This window comes from Pseudomonas sp. GL_117 (assembly GCF_057835125.1).
Window position 1 is genome coordinate 1,054,409 of the sequence record NZ_CM174418.1, and the last position, 21,065, is coordinate 1,075,473.

The following is a 21,065-nucleotide window of genomic DNA, read 5'->3' on the forward strand; positions in this document are numbered from 1 at the left end:
AAGGTGTCAGTTAATGAAGAAGGTACTGACACACTGCTATTGGGGGGCTCTGAAAAAGCGCCATCGTCTTTTGCGCCAGGCCATTTGTATGGTGCCTTGATGAGCTAGTCTCCGTATATTTGCCGCAGCGGCAACCCAAGCTCGTTGAGGAGCGCGTTTTCGTTGTAAGGCCAGGGATTGGTGTTGGTGGGCGGCGTTCGGGGATTGCGGTCAAAGTCAAAAATGCTCCATGCGGGGAGTCCTACCGCCTGGCGCTCATAATTCGACTCCCATGTAAAATCACGGCCATTCCAGACTATCGTTGACCCCGGCAGAATCGTGCCCTGCCCCCCGTTGACCGCATGGGAAAGTTCATGTTGAAGAATAACCAGTGGAGGCCGCTGGTGCCCGGGAGCAATGAATGTTCGGTCATACTCAACCGCTGGGTTTTGCGCCGGAATGCCTGCAACACCGTTTTTTATTACGCCAGGCGTGCGCGCCAAACCCTGTTCCTGCGGGGTCATGCGACGCCCGCCCGGGTCGTCGTAATAATAGAAACTACCTGATACGCCTTCTTTCAGGGTCACAGGTGCATTTAGCGAATCTATGATTTTCAGGGTTTCCTGCCCGGCCCGAGTGCTTCTCAGGGACTCCAGGTCATCATTTACGCGCTGAGTGAACGAAGGGCTACCCTTGATGTTAATGCCGCGCGCGCCGGCATCAGGGGAAGGTATTGTGTGCTCAAAGGACGACGACGGGTGGACGTAACTAAGGTCGTCGGCTCCGTCCCCAATGACATGATCATTTTGGGAGTTTGTCTGCACCCAGTCGTTACCTTTGCCTGGAATAATAGTGCTGCGGTCACCAGCGAAGATGTAGTCATCTCCGCGCCCTCCAAACAACACGTTATGACCCTTCCCACCATAAATTACGTCCCTGCCGTCTCCCCCGTCCACGTAGTTGATTTTCGTGTTCGGCCCTCCACCCGCACGTATTTCGTCACTGCCAGGCCCACCGTAAATCGTTGCATGTCCTGAGCCACCATTGATGAAATCATTGCCATCACCGCCTTCAGCGTAGCCTTCGCCACTTCCCAGATTGATGTTGTCGTTCCCGGGCCCTCCGAAGATTTTGGTCCTTCCAGATCCGGCGTACGCAGCATCATCGCCCCTTCCAAGGTCGATGTTGGCGTTATGATGGAGTCTTTGATCAATAACGACGGAATCGTTCCCATCGCCAGTATTGACATCAATGGTCTGTTGATTCTGCGTGTTCGCCCAAAAAGGAATCTCGTAAGACTGCCCGTTTACCTGCGCAACAACTCCGCCATTTTGCCCCCCGGAAACATAAACCGAATCATTTCCCTGGCCGGTTTCAATCGACAGCGTCTCGTGGAGTTTCTTTTCGCCCGGCGGAATCCCGGCGCTGTATTCAATGCGAACATTGCCGTCATAGAATCCGTTACTCAGGTCAACCTGGGTCGGCGCAGACGATGATTGAGGGCTGCCGTATTGAATAGATCCTGAGCGGCCTTGGCCCTGATAGGGCGTTTGTTCTGGGGTGGGGTCGGGCTGATAGCTGGAACCGCCGCCGCCACTTTGCCGAGAGTGACTGGGCATACCTCCCGCGCCGCCCTGGGGAATCGAGCTGACGCCGATCGAGCGCTGCTCCGATGTGGATGGTTCAGAGTTGTTGTACGTAAATGGCACATTCGCCATGTAAGGCGCAGCGTTCGCCGCTTGATAGGCAGGGTCGCTCGCACGGTTATAGGCGGCTTGCTCTTTATCATCCTCGCTTGATTTTGTTCGTTGCGCGGCGTTGGACGAAGAAACTGAAGATGACGTGTCCATCGGTACCTCTCATTGCATAGAAAGGGTCATGACACGTTTGTGGTATCCAGATCTGAATTGTTCCTTCAGATAATTCCGCAAAGGCTCGCGCACTGGCTTACCCCTGTGTGTATTGCCCAAAGACGCGCCGTGGAGAATCCTGCCCTGACCCACCGGCCAGGGCGCAAACAGCGCGCCGTTGCAGGTTATGAACTGAACGAGTTTGCGCAGAAAGCCTGAAGCCCTCCCTCATTGGACTGGTGTTGGAGTCTTAGATCCAGCCGCTGCTCTGCATGGCCTTGTACACCGCAACCACCGCCAGTACAAAAAACGCCGTAGCCGCCAATCGCCGAATCAAGGTCAGCGGCAGCTTCTCCGCCGCAAAATTTCCCGCCAGAACCACCGGCACGTTGGCAATCAGCATGCCCAGCGTCGTGCCGATAATCACCAGCCACAACTCGGGATACTGTGCCGCCAGCATCACTGTGGCGATCTGGGTCTTGTCACCGATTTCGGCGAGGAAGAATGCGATCAGCGTGGTCAGGAACGGCCCGAACTTGCGGGTGGTGCTGGCTTCGTCGTCATCGAGTTTGTCCGGCACCAGGGTCCACAGCGCGGTGGCGCAGAAGCTCGCTGCGAGGATCCAGTGCAGCACCGCATCCGAGAAGAAGCTGCCAAACCACGCCCCCACGGCACCGGCGGCCGCATGGTTGGCCAGGGTCGCGGCGACGATGCCGGCGATGATCGGCCAGGGTTTGCGAAAGCGTGCGGCAAGGATGAGCGCGAGCAGTTGCGTCTTGTCGCCGATTTCGGCCAAGGCAACGATTGCGGTAGGAACGAGTAATGAATCCAGCATCAGGTAGGTTTCCAGGGGCGGGTCGACACGGCTATGACACGTACAGCCTTCCCGCCCCGGGTAAGGTGTGCGTGTCATAGGTCTTGTCAAACCCTGGTCCGTCTGTGCGGACACCTGGGTCGCATACGCCATGGCCTGTTGACCAAGTATGTTGACGTATGCCGGACGAGCATGGCGCTCGTGGGAGACTACTCCCCTAGGACGGAGCGGATTCTGCCTAGGCAGAATCCATTCGGCAAGCCTTCTTTTTTAAACGCCCGTCAGCCGCGCTTGGCGCGATAGATGCGGAAGCCATTGCCTTCGGCCTTGATTGCGCACACGCCCAGATGCTCTTCGATCAGTGGTTGGTACTTTAGGAAACTGTTGGCGACCAAGCGCAGTTCGCCGCCTTTTGCCAGGTGTTTCGCCGCTTTTCGCAGCAGGTTTTCCGTGGCGAAGTAATCGGTGTGTACACCGACATGGAACGGCGGATTGCTCAGAATCGTGTTCAAACCCATCGGCGCAGCGTCGATTCCGTCGCCCGTCAGCACCTCGGCTTCCAGACCGTTGGCAGCCAGGGTCAAGCGACTGCTGGCCGCAGCGAACGCATCGACATCAAGCATCGTCACCGCGTTGTGCGGGTAGCGACGCTTGACCGCAGCACCGAGCACGCCCGCGCCACAACCGAAATCCAGGAGGTGACCGCTCGGCAGTTTATCCAGATGCTCCAGCAGCAGTTCCGTACCGCGATCCAGGCGACCGTGGCTGAATACCCCCGGCAAACTCACGACCTTCAGCGGCCCTTCAGCCAGTGGCACTTCGAAAACCTGAGCCAGGCTTTCCAGTTCGATCGCTTGCGGTGCGTTTGTCACGGTGACTTGCCACAGCTGGCAGTGCCGCGCGTTATCCAGCTTGCGTGGTTTGCCAAAGGGGGTCATCTGCTTGGCGGCGCTTTCGACGCCGGCTTTTTTTTCCCCCACCAGGAACAGCTCCGCAGCGGGCAGACGAGCGGCCACGGCATTGAGCAGATAGTCGGTGAGATCCTTGGATTTGGGCAGGAAGATCACCGCCGCATCAAATGCCCGCTCGGGCACATTCACGCCGAACTGGCTGCGCTCGGGGAAACGTGCGTCGAGCGCCGCCTGGTCGCCGGCGTGCCAGCACCAGCCGTGGGCGTTGGGCAGGCGGCCCAGCAGATCATCGGCAGGCAAGCCGACGAGCAGCACGTTGCCTTGAAAAAGTTCGGCCTGACGAAGCAGTACTTCACTGCGCGGATCCATGGTCTGCTCCTTGAAAAGGGGCGCAGTTTATCAACTCACAACCCGCAGCGGGGCACCGCTGAAAAAGCCCCGGGCGTTTTCCGCCAGTTGGCCGACGATGCGCTGGCGTGCTTCGCGACTGCCCCAGGCATTGTGGGGCGTGACGATCAGTCGAGGGATGTCGCCGGCCAGCAGCGGATTGCCGTTGACCGGCGGCTCTGCACTCAGCACATCGGTCGCCGCGCCGCCCAGATGGCCATTACGCAGCGCATCGGCCAGGGCCTGTTCATTGATCAAGCCACCGCGCGCAGTGTTGACGATAAAGGCGCCGGGCTTGAGCAGCGCCAGTTCGCGGGCGCCGATAAAGTCGCGGGTGTGTTCGTTCAGCGGGCAGTGCAAGGTCAGGGCGTCGACCTGCATCAGCAATTCGTCCAGCGGCACGCGGTCGGCGCGGGCAGGGCGCCCGGGAATCGCGCCGAGCAGCACGCGCATGCCAAACGCTTCGGCCAGGCGCGCGACGGCGCTGCCCAATTCACCGTGGCCAAGCAGGCCGAGGGTTTTGCCTTCCAGCTCGACAATCGGGTGATCCAGCAGGCAGAACTGCTTGGCTTGCTGCCATTTGCCGGCGCTGACATCCCGCTGGTAATCGTTCAAGCGCGTCGCCAGGTTGAGCAACAGCATGATCGTGTGCTGCGCCACCGACGGCGTGCCGTAGCCCTGGCAATTGCTCACGGTGATGCCATGGGCGCGGGCGGCTTCGAGGTCGATGTTGTTGGTGCCGGTGGCCGACACCAGGATCAACTTGAGCTCGGGGCAAGCGGCCAGGGTTTCGGTGTTGAGCGCAATCTTGTTACTGATCGCCACTTGGGCGCCTTGCAGGCGTTCGATCACGTTCTGCGGCGTGGTCTGCTCGAACAGCTGCAGTTCGCTGAAGCTGTTTCGCAGCTCGCTGAGGTCGAGGTCTCCCAAATCCAGTGAGGGATGATCGAGGAAGACGGCGCGGCGATTGTTCGTCATCAACTGTACCTTTTGCGACAGGGTTCGAAGGCGTAATCTCCCGAGCCTATCAGATGAAATAATCAGTTACTTGAATTGGAGTGAGCATGTACGTCGCCGAGTTTTTGACCGTGGCACTGATTCACTTGTTGGCAGTGGCCAGCCCCGGCCCGGATTTCGCCGTGGTGGTACGGGAAAGTGTTACCCACGGCCGCCGCGCCGGGACCTGGACTGCGCTGGGCGTCGGCTCGGCGATTTTCCTGCACGTGGGCTACTCGCTACTCGGCATTGGCTTGATCGTGTCCCAGTCCATCGTGTTGTTCAACGCCCTGAAGTGGGCGGCGGCGGCCTACCTGTTGTACATCGGCTTCAAAGCGCTGCGCGCGCAGCCGGCCAAGCCTGCGGCCGAGGGTGAATTGCACGCTGAAGTCGGCGAACGCACCGCGCGCGGGGCGTTCACTGCCGGCTTCGTGACCAATGGCCTGAACCCCAAGGCGACATTGTTCTTCCTGTCACTGTTCACCGTAGTGATCAACCCGCACACGCCGTTGGCGATCCAGGCGGGTTATGGCTTGTACCTGGCAGTGGCCACGGCGGTGTGGTTCTGCCTGGTGGCCATGCTGTTTAGCCAACAGCGCGTGCGTGCAGGGTTTGCGCGGATGGGGCACTGGTTTGATCGGACGATGGGGGCGGTGTTGATTGCCATTGGGGTGAAGTTGGCGTTCACCAGCATGAAGTAAAACTTGAGCGGACGCATTTCAAGTGTGGGAGGGGGCAGGCTCCCGATAGCATTGGGTCAGCCGGCTTATTTGTCGCTGACCCGCCGCAATCGGTGGTAAGCCCCCTCCCACGTTGAATCGGTGTGAAGTTGCATTGATGGCTCGGCGCCAGCACCTATAGGTTCCTGCAAATCATTCCTTTGGCTGATTTGGCTGAAACATAAGCGCTCTACAGTGCAGAACTTCCAGCCAAGACCGTGCAGTCATAAAAGGGATTCCTATGTTGCAGACCCGTGTTATCCCCCCCGCCGAAGGCGCCTACCAATATCCGCTGTTGATCAAGCGCCTGTTGATGTCCGGGACCCGTTACGAGAAAACCCGGGAAATCGTCTACCGTGACAAGTTGCGCTACACCTATCCGACCTTGATCGAGCGCGTCGCGCGCCTGGCCAATGTGTTGACCGAAGCCGGGGTAAAGGCCGGTGACACCGTGGCGGTGATGGACTGGGACAGCCATCGCTACCTGGAGTGCATGTTTGCCATCCCGATGATTGGCGCGGTGATCCACACCATCAACGTGCGTCTGTCGCCGGAACAGATTCTCTACACCATGAATCACGCCGAGGACCGCTTTGTGCTGGTCAACAGTGAATTCGTGGGGCTTTACCAAGCCATCGCCGGGCAATTGACGACGGTCGACAAGACCTTGCTGCTCACCGACGGTGAATCGAAAACCGCCGAGCTGCCAGACCTCGTGGGCGAGTACGAAACCCTGTTGGCCACCGCCAGCCCGAAATACGACTTCCAGGATTTCGACGAAAATTCCGTCGCGACCACCTTCTACACCACCGGCACCACCGGCAACCCCAAGGGCGTGTACTTCACCCATCGCCAACTGGTGCTGCACACCATCGGTGTGGCGACCATCATGGGCAGCGTCGACAGCGTGCGCCTGTTGGGCACCAACGATGTGTACATGCCGATCACGCCGATGTTCCACGTTCATGCGTGGGGCCTGCCGTATGTGGCGACCATGCTGGGCCTCAAGCAGGTCTATCCCGGCCGCTACGATCCGGAGTTCCTGGTGGAGTTGTGGCGCAAGGAGAAAGTCACTTTTTCCCATTGCGTGCCAACCATCCTGCAAATGCTGCTCAACGCCAAGGCTGCACAGGGCGTGGATTTTGGCGGCTGGAAAATCGTCATCGGCGGTAGCGCGCTCAACCGTACGCTGTACGAAGCTGCCAAGGCTCGTGGGATTCAACTGACGGCGGCGTACGGCATGTCCGAGACCGGGCCGTTGGTATCGTGTGCCCACCTCAACGAAGAACTGATGGCCGGCAGCGAGGACGAACGCACCACCTACCGCATCAAGGCCGGCGTGCCCGGGCCGTTGGTGGACGCGGCGATCATCGACAGCGAAGGCAACTTCCTGCCTGCCGACGGCGAGTCCCAAGGCGAGCTGGTGCTGCGTGCGCCATGGCTGACCGAAGGCTATTACAACGAGCCGCAGAAGGGCGCCGAGCTGTGGGAAGGCGGCTGGATGCACACCGGTGACGTGGCCACGCTGGATGCGTTTGGGGTGATCGATATTCGTGATCGCATCAAGGACGTGATCAAGACCGGCGGCGAATGGGTCTCCTCCCTGGCCCTCGAAGATCTGGTCAGCCGTCACCCGGCGGTACGCGAAGTAGCGGTGGTGGGCATCGCCGATCCGCAGTGGGGTGAGCGTCCGTTTGCCTTGCTGGTGGTGCGTGATGGCCATGTGATAGGGGCCCGTGAGCTCAAGGAGCACCTCAAGCCGTTCGTGGAGTTGGGCCATCTGAGCAAGTGGGCGATTCCGAGTCAGATCGCCGTTGTTACGGAAATTCCCAAGACCAGCGTCGGCAAGCTCGACAAGAAACGTATCCGCATCGACATCATTGAATGGCAGGCCAACAACAGCACGTTCCTGTCCACCCTCTGACGCCCCTCGCCGTGCCCGCCCGGGCACGGCAGTGCTCTATCTTGCGCCTCTACTTGTGATTTGCCGATTTTCAGCCATCCTTGCCGCGTCGGCCTTCGCCGACATGGCGAAAGGGTCGTGGCAGACGGGTCGGTGATGCAAATCACACTTTAGAGGGATCAAGCACTACCCCCTGCTGGCTATAGTCCCTTCCAGAGTTTTTCAAGGATGTTCCGCTTTGGGCCATGGGGGCTCAGTTGCCGAGCGGCATTGGAATCGTTGTATTCCGGCCGTTACACGCATCACAGAATGAACTCTCTGCCATAACAATAATGCACATGGAGTAGCGTCGATGACCTCAGTAAACCAGTTCTGGCGCCGGGCAAGACTGCCCCTGGCCGTCAGTCTCGCCTCTACGCTCGCCGGGCCCGCATTCGGCGTCAGTTTCAATATCGGTGAAGTCGAAGGGAGTTTTGACTCGTCTCTTTCCGTGGGGGCCAGTTGGTCGACGGAAAAGGCCAACAAGAACTTGATCGGTTCCAACAACGGTGGGCACGGTCTTTCGCAGACCTCTGACGATGGGCACCTGAACTTCAAACGTGGTGAGACGTTCTCGAAGATCTTCAAGGGCATCCATGACCTGGAACTGAAGTACGGCGATACCGGTGTGTTCGTGCGTGGCAAGTACTGGTACGACTTTGAACTCAAGGATGAAAGTCGCCCGTTCAAGGACATCAGCGACAGCAATCGCAAAGAGGGCGCCAAATCCTCCGGCGCGCAGATCCTCGACGCCTTCATCTACCACAACTACAACATTGCCGATTTGCCGGGCTCGGTGCGTTTCGGCAAGCAGGTGGTCAGCTGGGGTGAAAGTACCTTCATTGGGGGTGGTATCAACTCCATCAACCCGATCGACGTGTCTGCGTTCCGTCGTCCAGGCGCCGAGATCAAGGAAGGCCTGATCCCGGTCAACATGTTTTATCTGTCGCAAAGCGTAACGGACAACCTGTCCGTAGATGGTTTCTACCAGTTGGAGTGGGACCAGACCGTTGTCGACAACTGCGGGACATTCTTCTCGCAGCCAGATGTGATCGCCGACGGTTGCGACAATAACCTTGCCGTACTGCGAACCCGTCAAGGCTTGTCCAACGCCTTGCCGGCGCCGTTCCGGAATGCGGCGTTCGGTGCGCTGGCGGCCCAGGGTGTGAACTTCGGCTCGCCGGATGAGGGCGCCATTGTTCGCCGTGGTCCTGACCGTGATGCGCGCGACAGCGGCCAGTTTGGTTTCGCCGCCCACTACATGTTCGAGCCGCTGGATACCGAGTTCGGCGCTTACTTCATGAACTACCACAGCCGGGCACCGATCTTCAGCGGACGAGGGGCGGCGGCGAGCAAGTACAGCCCTGCGAACCTGGTTGGGTCATTGATGGGCCAAGGGTTGACCCTGGGACAAGCCAGCGCGATCGCGCCATCGCTGTTGCCGTTCGTGGTTGCCGGCAACTCGAGTTACTACGTCGAATACCCTGAGGACATCCGCCTGTACGGCCTCAGCTTCTCTACGACGTTGCCTACCGGCACCGCGTGGAGTGGTGAAATCAGCTACCGTCCGAATGCACCGGTGCAGTTGAACACTACGGATATTCTGTATTCCGGGCTGACGCCTTTGGCCGCGGTCAACCCGGCAGCGGCCAACTACTCGGTGCTGCAAGGCAAGGCGGACCAGGACCAACCTGGCTATCGCCGTAAGGAAATCACCCAGCTGCAAACCACGTTCACTCACTTTTTCGATCAGGTGATGGGGGCTGAGCGACTGACGGTTGTCGGTGAAGTTGGCTTCACTCACGTCGGTGGCCTGGAAAAAAACTCCAAGGCCCGTTACGGCCGCGATCCTAGCTACGGCCCTGGCCCACTGCCAAATGGTACGTGCCAGACCTTGAACGCTGGCACCCTGACTGGCGCGGCGCAGAACAACCTGTCGCGCTACTGCGAAAACGACGGCTTCACCACCGCCAACTCCTGGGGTTATCGCGCCCGCGCCATCTGGGATTACAACAGCGTCTTTGCAGGGATCAACCTCAAGCCTAGCGTCGCCTGGTCCCATGATGTGAGCGGCTATTCCCCTGGCCCAGGTGGCAACTTCGAAGAAGGCCGCAAGGCCGTCAGCCTTGGCCTGGACGCGGAATACCAGAACACCTACACCGCAGGCCTGTCGTACACCAACTTCTTTGATGGCAAGTACACCACGGTGGACGACCGGGATTTTGTTGCGCTCAGCTTCGGCATGAACTTCTAAGCGACCGTATTTCAGGAAGAACCAGAACATGAAAATAACTAAAAGTCTGTTGCACGTGGGTGTGCTTGGGCTGTCGATCCTGGCGAGCAACGTCATGGCGGCAGTCTCGGCGGATGAAGCCGCCAAGCTGGGCACGAGCCTGACCCCGATGGGCGCCGAAATGGCCGGTAACGCGGCGGGCACCATTCCCAAGTGGTCGCCATTGCCGACCAACGCCGGCGCTGTAGATGCCCGTGGTTTCCTGGCCAACCCTTACGCCAGTGAGCAACCGCAATTCACCATCACCGCGCAGAACGTCGAACAGTACAAAGACAAGCTGGCACCGGGCCAATACGCAATGTTCAAGCGTTACCCGGACAGCTTCAAGATGCCGGTCTACCCGACCCACCGCGGTGCCACGGTGCCGGCTGAGGTGTTCGCCTCCATCAAGAAGAACGCCACCACCACCAACCTGGTGTCTGGCGGCAACGGCCTGGAGAACTTCGAAACCGCCGTGCCGTTCCCGATCCCGAAAAGCGGCGTGGAAGTGATCTGGAACCACATCACCCGCTATCGTGGCGGCAGTGTGACGCGCCTGGTCACCCAGGCCACACCGCAAACCAACGGTTCGTTCAGCCTGGTGTACTTCAAGGACCAGTTCGTTTTCCGCGACAAGATGAAGGACTTCGACCCGAAAAACCCGGGCAACGTGCTGTTCTACTTCAAGCAGGAAGTGACTGCCCCGGCACGTCTGGCCGGTGGTGTGCTGCTGGTGCATGAAACCCTGGACCAGGTGAAGGAGCCGCGTTCGGCGTGGGTCTACAACGCCGGCCAGCGCCGTGTGCGCCGGGCGCCGCAGGTGTCCTATGACGGCCCGGGTACTGCTGCCGATGGCCTGCGTACCTCAGACAACCTCGACATGTACAACGGTGCACCGGACCGCTACGACTGGAAGCTGGAGGGCAAGAAGGAAATCTACATCGCCTCCAACAGCTACAAGCTCGACGATCCGAAGCTCAAGTACGCCGACATCATCAAGGCCGGCCACATCAACCAGGACTTGGCCCGCTATGAGCTGCGCCGCGTCTGGCACGTGGTCGCGACCTTGAAGGAAGGTCAGCGCCACATCTACGCCAAGCGTGACTTCTTCATTGACGAAGATACCTGGCAAGCGGCGGTGATTGACCACTACGACGGTCGCGGCCAACTGTGGCGCGTCGCCGAGGCCCACGCCGAGAACTACTACGACAAGCAAGTGCCGTGGTATGCCGTGGAAACCATCTACGACCTGCAGTCGGGTCGCTACCTGGCGCTGGGTATGAAGAACGAAGAGAAGCAGGCGTATAACTTCGGCTTCACCGCTACTACCAGCGACTTCACCCCGGCGGCGTTGCGTCAGGACGGTGTTCGCTAAGCCCTAGCGATTGCCCATGTGGGAGGGGGCTTACCCCCGATGGCGGCAGGCCAGTCAATTCATCGGTTGACTGACCCGCCTCTATCGGGAGCAAGCCCCCTCTCACATTTTTTGTCTCAGTTCTTTTTCAGGCAAATGTTGCAAAGATCTACAATCCCGCCGCTTTTACCGCTAGTCTGCGGACATCTGCAATGCCGACAACAGCCTTCTACAAGAGCCCGGCGATGACTGATCTGTCCCGAATCCAAGGGCCTGCCAGTGCGGTAATCCCGACCCTGGAAGGTCGCTTCTACAGGCCACCCCTGCCTGACGGCTACGTGCTGCGACCGCGGCTGTGCGAACGGCTGACTGCCGGGCTGGACGGGCGACTGTTGCTGGTCAGCGCACCCGCCGGGTTTGGCAAGAGTTCGTTGGCAGTGGAGTTCTGCCAGAGCCTGCCGGCCCACTGGCAAAGCCTGTGGCTGGGCTTGAGCCCACGGGACAGCGACCCCGGACGTTTCCTCGAGCGCCTGCTCGACGGTTTGCAGCAGTACTTCCCGCAACTCGGCGCCCAATCCCTGGGGCTGCTGAAAATGCGCCAGCGTCACCAACCCTTTGCGTTTGAAGAATGGCTGGACGGCTTGCTCGACGAACTGACGGTGCATCTATCCACCCGCGCACCGCTATTGCTGGTACTGGATGACTACCATTTGGCCCAGGGGCCGGTGCTCGACCGTTGCCTGCAGTTTTTCCTCAACCATTTGCCTGATGGCTTGGTGGTATTGGTCACCAGTCGCCAGCGCCCGGACTGGCATCTGGCGCGTCTGCGCCTGTCACGGCACCTGCTGGAACTGCATGAGCAAGACCTGCGCCTGACCCATGCCGAGTCCCTTGCCGTACTGGATCGTCATAGCAGCTCATTGCGCGGTGAAGCTCTCGACAACCTGATCCGCCGCAGTGAGGGGTGGGTCGCCGGCCTGCGCTTCTGGTTGCTGGCCGCTTCCGAAGCGGGCAATGAAGGCGCGTTGCCGCAAAACCTGCATGGCGGCGAAGGGCTGATCCGCGATTATTTGCTGGAGGAGGTGATCGACTGCCTGCCGGCCGATGTGCAGGCCTTCTTGTTTGACACCGCCCCCATGGAACGTTTTTGCAGCGAGCTGTGCGACGCCGTACGCGAAGCCCACGACAGCGCGGAGAACCTGCGTTACCTGCAAGCCCATCAAGTGTTCCTGGTGCCACTGGATGATCAGGGCCACTGGTATCGCTACCACCATTTGTTCTCCGATTTGTTGCGGTCCCGGCGCGAAAGCAGCAACGTCTTGCCGACGGCCAGCCTGCACCTGCGCGCGTGCCGCTGGTTCAATGCCCAGGGTTTGATCGATGAAGCGGTGGAGCAGGCGTTGCGCGCCGGCCATCTGGATGTGGCCGCCAATCTGGTGCAGAACCTTTCGGAGGAGCAACTGCTGGCCGAGCAAAATGTCGGCATGTTGCTGCGCTGGAAGATGGACTTGCCGGATAGCCTGCTGATCAGCACGCCACGCCTGATCGTGCTGTATAGCTGGGCCCTGGGCCTGGCCTGCCAATTGGATGCCGCGGAGGAATTATCCGGCTACCTCAGCCGCTTTCTGCCGGCGCCTTCCGCCACCGCGCAAAAGTCGATGCTGGCCCAGTGGTTGGCGCTCAGTGGCGTCATCGCGCGCGGGCGGGGCAATCGTGAATTGACCCAGCGCTATTGCAGTGAAGCGTTGGAAAGTCTGCCGCAGCGACGCTACGGCCAGCGCTTGATGTGCCTGTCGACACTCTCCAACCTGGCCATCGTCGACGCCGATTTGTGGCGTGCCCGTGGCTTGAACCGTGAGTCCCTGGAGTTGGCGCAACGTGTCGGCAACCCGCTATTTGAAGCCTTGGCCCACTATGACCGCGCACGCGTCCTACAGGCCCGGGGCGAGATTCTGCGTTCGTTGGATGAAGTGCGTCAGGGCCTGCAACGCTTGCATGGCTTGGCGCCCGAGCGGTTGTACGCAGTGCGTGCGCGCCTGTCGCTCTATGAGGGCTACCTGTTGTTGGTGCGCTACCAGCCCGATGCGGGGATTGACCGTTTGCGCGCAGGGCTGGTGGAGGCTCGCGCCTGCCGCGATATAAGCGTGTTGATCGGGCACTGCGTGATCGCCAGCTTTGAGGGGCGGCGCAATGATTTCTCCAAGGCGTTTGCCGAACTGGCCGAGGCCGAGCGCTTGATGCATATCTGGGACGTGCCGCCGATTTACTACCTGGCGATGATCACCCTGATCAAGTGCGAACTCTGGCTGGCCCAGGGCCGCACCGACCTGGCGGATGCGTGGTTGAACCGCTTGGGGCAAACCTACAATGGCGAGCACGCCGCGGCCGCACCGGAATTTCATCCACACCTGCCGCAACATATCGGCCTGCAGCAGGCCGCGCTGGACGCCACGCGTCATCAACCCGCTGCCGCTCTGCAACGTCTCGAAGAACTGGCGCAGCAAGCCCGGAACAGCGGACGCCAGATGATTGCGCTGATGGCCCTGACCCAGTTGGCGCAATTGCTACTGGACGGTGGTCACGAAGCCAAGGCCCGTGTGGTTGTGGCCCAGGCCCTGGAGGCGGGCGCAGGTGGCGCGCTGCAGCCGTTCCAGCGCTTACTGGAAAACCACCCCGATTGGATGCGCGAACAGTTGGGCCAGGACGCCCATGGCTTGCTGAACCAGAGCCTGCTGGCGCTGTTGCCGGCGATTGTGGTGGTGGAGGCCGCACCCCTGCAGGAAACCCTCAGTGCACGGGAGCTGGCGGTGCTGCAACTGATCGCCGAAGGCTGCTCGAACCAGGAGATCAGCAATCGGCTGTTTATCTCGTTGCACACGGTCAAGACCCACGCGAGCCATATCAACAGCAAGCTGGGGGTGGAGCGCCGCACGCAGGCGGTGGCGCGGGCGCAGGAGTTGCGATTGATTGGTTAGCGAGTGACCGCCAGTCTGTTTTAATAGTGCAATTGTTCTGGCGATATTCGCCCGAAAGCGACATTCCGTTTGTACTAGAGGACCGCCCATGGACACCGCCAAGCCGACACTCATCCGCGAAACCTTTCCCGTCGGCCCCCTGCAATGCAACTGCACCATCATCGGCGATCCCATCAGCAAGAAAGCCATCGTGGTCGATCCGGGCGGCAACCATGAGTTGATCCTCGCGCGCCTGGATGCGCTGGGTCTCAAGGTGGTGAGCATCATCCACACCCATGCTCACCTTGATCACTTCCTGGCGTCCGGCCAGTTGAAGGAGAAGACCGGTGCCACCTTGCACCTGCACAAGGAAGATCAGTTCCTGTGGGACAACCTTGAGATGCAGTGTCAGATGTTTCGCGTGCCCTACACTCCAGTGCCGGCTCCGGATCGCTGGCTGGAACATGACGAAGAGTTGGCCTGCGGTTGCGGTGTGGCGTTGCATACGCCAGGGCACACGCCGGGTTCGATGAGCTTCTGGTTTGCCGATGCCAAGTTGCTGATTGCCGGCGATACGCTGTTTCGGCGTGGCGTGGGACGTACGGACTTGTGGGGTGGGGACCAGGCGACCATCGTGCGCTCGATCAAGCAGCGCCTGTATACCCTGGATGAGGGCGCAACGGTGGTGGCAGGGCACGGGCCGGATACCCGGCTGGGGGATGAGATGCGGGAGAACCCGTTTGTACGGGCTTAGGAGGGGCGGGCTGTTCTATAACCGATAACCGTTGTAGCAAAAACTCAGGTCGCGTTCAGCGTAGGTCTGCTACGGTTTCTATAGCAGTCTTGGTTCCGAATCTTTTGTTACTGGTCGGCGCGCGGCCACGGAATTTTTGCTGTTTGTCGCGTTCCAAACTCGGCACAGGTCCATTGCCAATGTCCTTTGCACCATAGAATGCAAAAGTAGGAGCCTCCTTCATGTTCACTTCGCGTCGTCTGCTTGTTGTCGCCACCGTCGTAGCCCTGTTGTCGGGCTGCGCTACGCCTAACCCTTACGACGGCAGCAGCCAAGGACAGGCCAGCAATGATTCCGGCGGTATGAGCAAGACCGCCAAGTACGGTGGCCTGGGTGCCCTGGCCGGTGCATTGGCCGGTGCGGCCATCGACCACAACAACCGCGGCAAGGGTGCGCTGATCGGTGCGGTGGTTGCCGGTGCCGGTGCTGCGGGCTATGGCTACTACGCCGACCAGCAAGAGAAGAAGCTGCGTGAAAGCATGGCCAATACCGGGGTCGAAGTGCAGCGCCAGGGTGACCAGATCAAGCTGATCATGCCGGGCAACATTACGTTCGCCACCAACTCGGACGCGATCTCCAGCAGCTTCTACCAGCCGCTGAACAACCTGGCCAACTCCCTCAAGCAGTTCAATCAGAATACCATCCAGATCGTCGGCTACACCGACAGCACCGGCAGCCGCCAGTTGAATATGGACCTGTCCCAGCGTCGTGCGCAGAGCGTGGCCAACTACCTGACTTCCCAGGGTGTGAGTTCGGCCAACCTGAGTGTACGTGGCGCCGGTCCGGATAACCCGATTGCCAGTAACGCCGACGTCAACGGCCGTGCCCAGAACCGTCGAGTAGAGGTCAACCTTGGCCCGATCCCAGGTCAGCAATATGGCCAGCCGGGCGCCCAGCAACAAGCGCCACAACAGAACAACCAGTTCCAGGGCAACCCGTACTCGCAGTACCAGTAACACACAGGACCACAAAAAAGGGCGCCGTGCAGTCAATGCACGGCGCCCTTTTTTGTGGCTGACGGTTGGATCAGTCGATGTATTCGAACACTTTCACGATCTTCTGCACACCGGACACACCCTGCACCAGGTTGGCTGCACGGGTGGCTTCGGCCTGGGTCAGCAGGCCCATCAGGTAGACGATGCCGTTGTCGGTGACGACCTTGATGCGCGAGCCAGGAATCGCGTTATCGGTCAGCATCTGTGCCTTGATCTTGGTGGTCAGCAGCGCGTCATTGCTGATGGCCAGCAGGGTGATCGGGTCCATGACCTGCAGTTCGTTGTGCACCTTCTTCACGCGCTGCACCGCTGAGGCGGCCTGTTCAGCCTGGGCCTTGAGGTCGGCACGCGGAGTCTGGCCGGCCAGCAGGACCACACCGTTGAAGCTGGTGACGACGATGCGCGACGCACCGTTGCCCAGGTCGGTAGCGGCCTTGGCAACGTTGACCTCAACCTTGGTTTCGATCAACGAGTCGTCGATCTTGCTACCGAAGGTGCGGGTGCCCTTGTCATCCTGGATCGGGGTGTCACGTGTTGCAGTGATTGCCGTGCTGCAGCCGCTGATAGCGATGCACAGCGTGATGGCCAATAGGCTGAGGCGGTTAACGGTCATTCTTCACTCCCAAACAATTGGCTGTCGATCAGATCGCATAGGCAGTGGATCGCCAGCAGATGGACTTCCTGGATACGTGCGGTGACATTGGCTGGAACGCGGATCTCCACGTCCTCCGGCAACAATAGCGAAGCCATGCCGCCGCCATCGCGCCCGGTCAATGCTACGACAATCATTTCGCGATCATGTGCGGCCTGGATCGCTTGAATAATGTTTGCCGAGTTGCCGCTGGTGGAAATCGCCAGCAGCACATCGCCAGGTTGGCCCAGGGCGCGGATCTGCTTGGAGAAGATTTCGTTGTAGCTGTAGTCGTTGGCAATCGAGGTGATTGTCGACGAATCGGTGGTCAGGGCGATGGCCGGCAAGCTCGGACGCTCGCGTTCGAAGCGGTTGAGCAGTTCGGACGAGAAATGCTGGGCATCGCCGGCCGAACCGCCGTTGCCGCACGAAAGCATTTTGCCCTCGTTGAGCAACGCGTTGACCATGACCTGACTGGCTTGCTCGATGTGCGGTGCAAGTACGTCCATCGCCTGTTGCTTGGTGTCGATGCTGGCCTGGAAAAGCTGGCGAATTCGGGATTGCATGTCCATCTGTGTGACCTTAAGTAGCGCGGCTGTTTGGCACAGGAATGTGCAGCCCGCAAAGCAAAGAGCAAAAGTGTGTGGTGAAGATGTCCGGCGAATCAGCTGTCGAAGGCATCTTTGAGCCAGTTCAGATCAGCCTGACCAGACGGTGTGCGTTCAATGGCAACCACATCGAAACGGCAGGGGGCGTCGGCCCAGCGATGCTCTTTCTGCAGGAAAAACTGCGCGGCGAGTATCAGCTTCTGACGCTTGCGCCCGTCGATACTGGCGAGCGCGCCACCCCATTGTGCGTGTTTTCTGTAGCGGACTTCGACGAATACTACTGTATCGCCGTCAAGCATGACCAGATCAAGCTCACCGCGTTTACACAACCAGTTCTGCGCCAGAAGGCGCAGACCCTGCTGTTGCAAGTGTTTCAGAGCTTGCAGTTCGGCGTCCTTGCCGCTTTGTGCGCTGGACCGCTCGGGCATCAGCGCGGGGTGTCGGGCAGGCGCTGGATGTCGCCGCCAACAAACTTGGCCCATGGCATCTGGCGATCAACACGCTGGCTGGCACTGATGCCCAGGTTGCCAGAGAGACCGTCAATACGAGTGTCCGGCAGTGCCTTGAGTTGGCCCAGGCGTGGCGCCAGGCGGTAGGCGTCAACGCCCATCGCGTACAGACGGCCCAGGCTACCATTGGCTTGCGGCCACTGCGCAGCCACCTGATTGCGCAGCGGGTCGGTGCTGTTGAGCAACCAAGGGGTTTCGCAGAACATCACGTTGGTCATGTCCAGGTACTGGTTCTTGTCACCGCTGGCGCTGAATACGTGGGAGGTCGCATACACCGGTACATCACCGGCGTACTGGAAGTTCAGGGTCGGCTTGATCTGCTGGGCCAACTGCGGGGGCACGGCCAGGAAGATGAACTCGATGTCCTGACGGCGCGAAGGTTGCGCCGCTACGTCAGTGCCGACCGTGTTTTGCAGGCTCTTGGCGCGGCCTTCGCTTTTGCGCAGTTGGAACAGGTCGGCGATTTGCTGGGCGAGGGCGACCGGCTGGTCGACGTATTCCACGCCGACAACGGTACCGCCGTTGGCTTCCCAATCCTGGCGGAAGGCCTTGTAGACACGCTCACCCCATTCACCACGCGGCACCATGGCGGCCGCACGATGCAAGCCGTCAGCGCGAGCACGACGCGAGACTTCACGGGCTTCATCTTCAGCGGCCAGGCCGAACTGGAACAGTTGCGCCGGGTTCTGGTCGGCCTCGCTGTAGTTCAGTGCCAGCGTGGTGATCGGCAGTTGCGGGCGTGCGCTCAGCTGTTTGACCAGCGGTTTTTCCAGCGGGCCGACCACCAGTTGCACGCCGGCAGCCTGGGCCTTGGCGTAGAAGTCGTCGATGGAGGTCAGGCGCGAGCTGTCAAAGAACTCGATGACCGGCGGCTTCTGCCCGGCCTGCTGAGCCTGGTAGTGCGCCGCCATGAAACCTTCACGCAGCGCTTTGCCGACGGAGGCCAGCGGGCCTTCCTGCGGCAGCAACAGGGCGATCTTGTTCAGGGGCTGGCTGGCCAGTTCCTTGAGCTTGGTCAGTGGCAACGGCAGTTGTACGGCTGCCGGGTGGCTTGGGTTTTGCGCGCGCCAGGTGTCGATGGCGGCTTGTTGTTGCTCCAGGGTGCCGGCACCTTTGACCGCTTGGGCCAGGGTGATCCAGCCGTCGAGCGTTGGGTTGCCGCTGGCTTGCAGTTGGTCTGCAGGCACTGCGGCAATCAAGGTCCAGATGGCTTCGTGGTTGTTTTTGGCTGCATCACCGCTGAGCAGTGGGGCCATGGCCACGCGTTCGCGGGCGGCGGCCAGCGTCTGGCCATCGGCTTCATAGGCGCGGGCGTGCACGCTGCCAGTGCGCAGCTGTTGTTCGGGCGGCAGGTCCTTCAGGTTTTGCAGGCTTGGGTGGCTCAGGGCGGTCAACGCCGCCTTGGGCTGGTTGCGCGCCATGGCCAGTTCGGCAGCCAGGGTGCTGGCAAATACTTGCGCGGCTGGTTTCAGGACGTCCAGGGGCACCTGCGCAAGAATCTGCGACGAGCGGCCTGGATTGTTTTGGTGGTAAGCCATGTCTGCCGCACTCAGGCGCAGCAAAGCGGCCTTTTCTGGCGTCTTGGCGGAGGTGGCCTGTTCGAGCAGTTGCTCGATACTGGCGTCCGGGGTCCGTGGGAGGTCGCCAAGGCTGGACGAGGGCGAGCTGGCGCAAGCGGCCAACAGGGCAGCGAGGCAGAGGGCGGAGAGCAGCCGCAGGCAAGCGATCATGTAAGTGTTCCTGATACCGATCAAATTAGCGTGGAATTGTACCCAAGCACTGGCCCAGGCGCGATGTTACTGGCGTGAAACCGTCGAATTAGGTCGTGCAAATGTTGCTGGTGGCCATCATTGGCTGAAAAGGCATCGGCCGTGATGGCATATTTTCAAGGCGTCTACGCGTTACAATGCGGCTTTTGCCAACCATCGAGGTGTGCGTTTTGACTGCTCCAGGTCCTTTGAATTCCACTGCTGGCTCGCTTTTTGTGGTGGCGACGCCCATTGGCAACCTGGACGACATCAGCGCTCGGGCGCTGAAAGTGTTGCGCGAGGTCAAATTGATCGCGGCGGAAGATACGCGGCACTCCCAGCGCTTGATGCAGCATTTTGGTATCAGCACGCCATTAGCGGCCTGTCACGAACACAACGAGCGTGAAGAAGGCAGCCGCTTTATCGTGCGCTTGCTGGCCGGTGATGACGTGGCGCTGATCTCCGACGCGGGCACGCCGCTGATTTCCGACCCTGGCTACCATCTGGTGCGTCAGGCGCGGGCCGCTGGTATCAATGTAGTGCCTGTTCCGGGGGCCTGCGCGCTGATTGCAGCATTGTCGGCTGCAGGCCTGCCGTCGGACCGCTTTATTTTTGAAGGTTTCCTGCCGGCCAAGGCCGTGGGGCGGCGTGCGCGCCTGCAAGCGTTGAAGGAAGAGCCGCGTACGCTGATCTTCTATGAGGCCCCTCACCGCATTCTTGAATGTTTGCAGGATATGGAATTGGTGTTCGGCGGCGAGCGCCTGGCACTGCTGGCCCGCGAGCTGACCAAGACCTTCGAAACCCTCAAGGGCCTGCCGCTGGAAGAGCTGCGCGCATTTGTCGAAGGCGACAGCAACCAGCAGCGCGGCGAGTGTGTGGTGCTCGTGGCGGGCTGGACGGCGCCGGAGAGTGAAGATGCGGTAAACAGTGAGGCCATGCGCATTCTCGACCTGCTGCTCAAGGAAATGCCCCTCAAGCGTGCGGCAGCGTTGGCGGCGGAAATTACCGGCGTGCGCAAGAATGTGTTGTATCAAGTTGCGCTGGATAAACAGAAAGCCGAATAGTTCCGGGGCTAAAGCTGTATTCCGTCTGAACGTGATGGCAATTCTGAACTTTTATTACTTGTCCTAAGTCCGCCGTGCCGTTAACCTGCGCGGCGGAGAGTCGATTGGACAGTCGCTGCCCTCTATGAAAATTAGGGGGGGGAGGAAAGTCCGGGCTCCATAGGGCGAAGTGCCAGGTAATGCCTGGGAGGCGTGAGCCTACGGAAAGTGCCACAGAAAATAACCGCCTAAGCGCTTCGGTGCCGGTAAGGGTGAAAAGGTGCGGTAAGAGCGCACCGCACGACTGGCAACAGTTCGTGGCTAGGTAAACCCCACTTGGAGCAAGACCAAATAGGGTCCCAAGGCGTGGCCCGCGCTGGGACCGGGTAGGTTGCTAAAGATGTCCAGTGATGGCCATCGTAGACGAATGACTGTTCAAGACAGAACCCGGCTTACAGATCGACTCTCCACCTTTTTCCTTCTGTCCGAATCTCGTGCAGAAAACCGGTAGTAACGCAAGAATCCCTCCCTGCCGAATCATTGGCAGATGCATCTTCGTA

16 protein-coding genes, 1 other RNA gene and 1 riboswitch are annotated in these 21,065 nt (G+C 60.1%); of the genes, 9 read left to right on the top strand and 8 right to left on the bottom strand.

Annotated features, from left to right (window positions below):
* Positions 1-104 precede the first annotated feature (104 nt).
* The 4 genes from AC3ISR_RS04650 to AC3ISR_RS04665 all read right to left on the bottom strand — a co-directional run bounded on the left by AC3ISR_RS04650 (position 105) and on the right by AC3ISR_RS04665 (position 4,919).
* A complete protein-coding gene (locus AC3ISR_RS04650) occupies positions 105-1,829 on the bottom strand; it encodes a M91 family zinc metallopeptidase (RefSeq protein WP_463983237.1) in 1,725 nt (574 codons plus the stop codon).
* Positions 1,830-2,079: 250 nt separating this feature from the next.
* The gene (locus tag AC3ISR_RS04655) at positions 2,080-2,664 is read right to left on the bottom strand and encodes a TMEM165/GDT1 family protein (RefSeq protein WP_016974259.1); all 585 of its coding nucleotides are present in this window, start codon (positions 2,662-2,664) and stop codon (positions 2,080-2,082) included.
* Between the two features lie 88 nt (positions 2,665-2,752).
* Positions 2,753-2,874: riboswitch (yybP-ykoY riboswitch) on the bottom strand.
* 50 nt (positions 2,875-2,924) lie between these two features.
* Complete coding sequence (locus tag AC3ISR_RS04660; RefSeq protein ID WP_463983238.1) at positions 2,925-3,923, bottom strand: methyltransferase; 999 nt, start codon at positions 3,921-3,923, stop codon at positions 2,925-2,927.
* Between the two features lie 30 nt (positions 3,924-3,953).
* A complete protein-coding gene (locus AC3ISR_RS04665; protein ID WP_463983239.1) occupies positions 3,954-4,919 on the bottom strand; it encodes a 2-hydroxyacid dehydrogenase in 966 nt (321 codons plus the stop codon).
* 86 nt (positions 4,920-5,005) lie between these two features.
* On the opposite strand from AC3ISR_RS04665, the gene AC3ISR_RS04670 reads away from it, so the two are divergent.
* The 7 genes from AC3ISR_RS04670 (at position 5,006) to AC3ISR_RS04700 (ending at position 15,927) form a co-directional block, all read left to right on the top strand.
* Positions 5,006-5,638, top strand: a complete 633-nt coding sequence (locus tag AC3ISR_RS04670) for a LysE family translocator (RefSeq protein WP_192297644.1) — start codon at positions 5,006-5,008, stop codon at positions 5,636-5,638.
* A 259-nt stretch (positions 5,639-5,897) separates the two neighbouring features.
* On the top strand, positions 5,898-7,580 hold the full coding sequence (locus AC3ISR_RS04675; RefSeq protein WP_463983240.1) for a fatty acid--CoA ligase: 1,683 nt from the start codon (positions 5,898-5,900) through the stop codon (positions 7,578-7,580).
* Between the two features lie 331 nt (positions 7,581-7,911).
* Positions 7,912-9,852, top strand: coding sequence for a DUF1302 domain-containing protein (locus tag AC3ISR_RS04680; RefSeq protein WP_192297640.1), 1,941 nt, complete (start codon positions 7,912-7,914; stop codon positions 9,850-9,852).
* Between the two features lie 28 nt (positions 9,853-9,880).
* Positions 9,881-11,245 (top strand): DUF1329 domain-containing protein, encoded by a 1,365-nt coding sequence (locus AC3ISR_RS04685; RefSeq protein ID WP_463983241.1) that lies wholly within the window; start codon positions 9,881-9,883, stop codon positions 11,243-11,245.
* Positions 11,246-11,469: 224 nt separating this feature from the next.
* The gene (locus AC3ISR_RS04690) at positions 11,470-14,199 is read left to right on the top strand and encodes a winged helix-turn-helix domain-containing protein (RefSeq protein WP_463983242.1); all 2,730 of its coding nucleotides are present in this window, start codon (positions 11,470-11,472) and stop codon (positions 14,197-14,199) included.
* A gap of 88 nt (positions 14,200-14,287) precedes the next feature.
* Positions 14,288-14,932: an MBL fold metallo-hydrolase gene (locus AC3ISR_RS04695; RefSeq protein WP_192297635.1), complete on the top strand. Its 645-nt coding sequence runs from the start codon at positions 14,288-14,290 to the stop codon at positions 14,930-14,932.
* Between the two features lie 221 nt (positions 14,933-15,153).
* The gene (locus tag AC3ISR_RS04700; protein WP_192297633.1) at positions 15,154-15,927 is read left to right on the top strand and encodes a YiaD family glycine zipper/OmpA-like lipoprotein; all 774 of its coding nucleotides are present in this window, start codon (positions 15,154-15,156) and stop codon (positions 15,925-15,927) included.
* 70 nt (positions 15,928-15,997) lie between these two features.
* Here the strand turns inward: AC3ISR_RS04700 and AC3ISR_RS04705 are convergent, their stop codons facing one another.
* The 4 genes from AC3ISR_RS04705 to AC3ISR_RS04720 all read right to left on the bottom strand — a co-directional run bounded on the left by AC3ISR_RS04705 (position 15,998) and on the right by AC3ISR_RS04720 (position 19,444).
* Positions 15,998-16,579, bottom strand: coding sequence for a BON domain-containing protein (locus tag AC3ISR_RS04705; protein WP_192297631.1), 582 nt, complete (start codon positions 16,577-16,579; stop codon positions 15,998-16,000).
* Positions 16,576-17,169, bottom strand: coding sequence for a phosphoheptose isomerase (locus tag AC3ISR_RS04710; RefSeq protein WP_007904374.1), 594 nt, complete (start codon positions 17,167-17,169; stop codon positions 16,576-16,578). The genes AC3ISR_RS04705 and AC3ISR_RS04710 overlap by 4 nt, the downstream gene beginning before the upstream one ends.
* Positions 17,170-17,261: 92 nt before the next feature.
* Entirely contained in the window at positions 17,262-17,633 is a 372-nt protein-coding gene (locus AC3ISR_RS04715) for a YraN family protein (protein WP_226457716.1), read from the bottom strand.
* Positions 17,633-19,444 (bottom strand): penicillin-binding protein activator, encoded by a 1,812-nt coding sequence (locus tag AC3ISR_RS04720; RefSeq protein ID WP_192297628.1) that lies wholly within the window; start codon positions 19,442-19,444, stop codon positions 17,633-17,635. Before AC3ISR_RS04720 ends, AC3ISR_RS04715 begins: the two co-directional genes overlap by 1 nt.
* A 176-nt stretch (positions 19,445-19,620) precedes the next feature.
* Here AC3ISR_RS04720 and rsmI point away from each other — a divergent pair, with 176 nt between their 5' ends.
* Both rsmI and rnpB read left to right on the top strand, forming a co-directional pair.
* Positions 19,621-20,526 (top strand): 16S rRNA (cytidine(1402)-2'-O)-methyltransferase, encoded by a 906-nt coding sequence (gene rsmI / locus AC3ISR_RS04725; protein WP_192297626.1) that lies wholly within the window; start codon positions 19,621-19,623, stop codon positions 20,524-20,526.
* A 96-nt stretch (positions 20,527-20,622) separates the two neighbouring features.
* An RNA gene (gene rnpB / locus AC3ISR_RS04730) (RNase P RNA component class A) lies at positions 20,623-20,976 on the top strand.
* Positions 20,977-21,065 lie beyond the last annotated feature (89 nt).

Excerpts from the sequence above, each read along its gene's own strand:
- AC3ISR_RS04720 (WP_192297628.1), bottom strand. The coding sequence starts at position 19,444 with ATGATCGCTTGCCTGCGGCTGCTCTCCGCCCTCTGCCTCGCTGCCCTG.
- AC3ISR_RS04700 (WP_192297633.1), top strand. The coding sequence starts at position 15,154 with ATGTTCACTTCGCGTCGTCTGCTTGTTGTCGCCACCGTCGTAGCCCTG.
- AC3ISR_RS04665 (WP_463983239.1), bottom strand. The coding sequence starts at position 4,919 with ATGACGAACAATCGCCGCGCCGTCTTCCTCGATCATCCCTCACTGGAT.
- AC3ISR_RS04670 (WP_192297644.1), top strand. The coding sequence starts at position 5,006 with ATGTACGTCGCCGAGTTTTTGACCGTGGCACTGATTCACTTGTTGGCA.
- AC3ISR_RS04685 (WP_463983241.1), top strand. The coding sequence starts at position 9,881 with ATGAAAATAACTAAAAGTCTGTTGCACGTGGGTGTGCTTGGGCTGTCG.
- AC3ISR_RS04695 (WP_192297635.1), top strand. The coding sequence starts at position 14,288 with ATGGACACCGCCAAGCCGACACTCATCCGCGAAACCTTTCCCGTCGGC.
- AC3ISR_RS04680 (WP_192297640.1), top strand. The coding sequence starts at position 7,912 with ATGACCTCAGTAAACCAGTTCTGGCGCCGGGCAAGACTGCCCCTGGCC.
- AC3ISR_RS04675 (WP_463983240.1), top strand. The coding sequence starts at position 5,898 with ATGTTGCAGACCCGTGTTATCCCCCCCGCCGAAGGCGCCTACCAATAT.
- AC3ISR_RS04660 (WP_463983238.1), bottom strand. The coding sequence starts at position 3,923 with ATGGATCCGCGCAGTGAAGTACTGCTTCGTCAGGCCGAACTTTTTCAA.
- AC3ISR_RS04690 (WP_463983242.1), top strand. The coding sequence starts at position 11,470 with ATGACTGATCTGTCCCGAATCCAAGGGCCTGCCAGTGCGGTAATCCCG.
- AC3ISR_RS04715 (WP_226457716.1), bottom strand. The coding sequence starts at position 17,633 with ATGCCCGAGCGGTCCAGCGCACAAAGCGGCAAGGACGCCGAACTGCAA.
- AC3ISR_RS04650 (WP_463983237.1), bottom strand. The coding sequence starts at position 1,829 with ATGGACACGTCATCTTCAGTTTCTTCGTCCAACGCCGCGCAACGAACA.
- AC3ISR_RS04705 (WP_192297631.1), bottom strand. The coding sequence starts at position 16,579 with ATGACCGTTAACCGCCTCAGCCTATTGGCCATCACGCTGTGCATCGCT.
- AC3ISR_RS04710 (WP_007904374.1), bottom strand. The coding sequence starts at position 17,169 with ATGGACATGCAATCCCGAATTCGCCAGCTTTTCCAGGCCAGCATCGAC.
- rsmI (WP_192297626.1), top strand. The coding sequence starts at position 19,621 with ATGCGGCTTTTGCCAACCATCGAGGTGTGCGTTTTGACTGCTCCAGGT.
- AC3ISR_RS04655 (WP_016974259.1), bottom strand. The coding sequence starts at position 2,664 with ATGCTGGATTCATTACTCGTTCCTACCGCAATCGTTGCCTTGGCCGAA.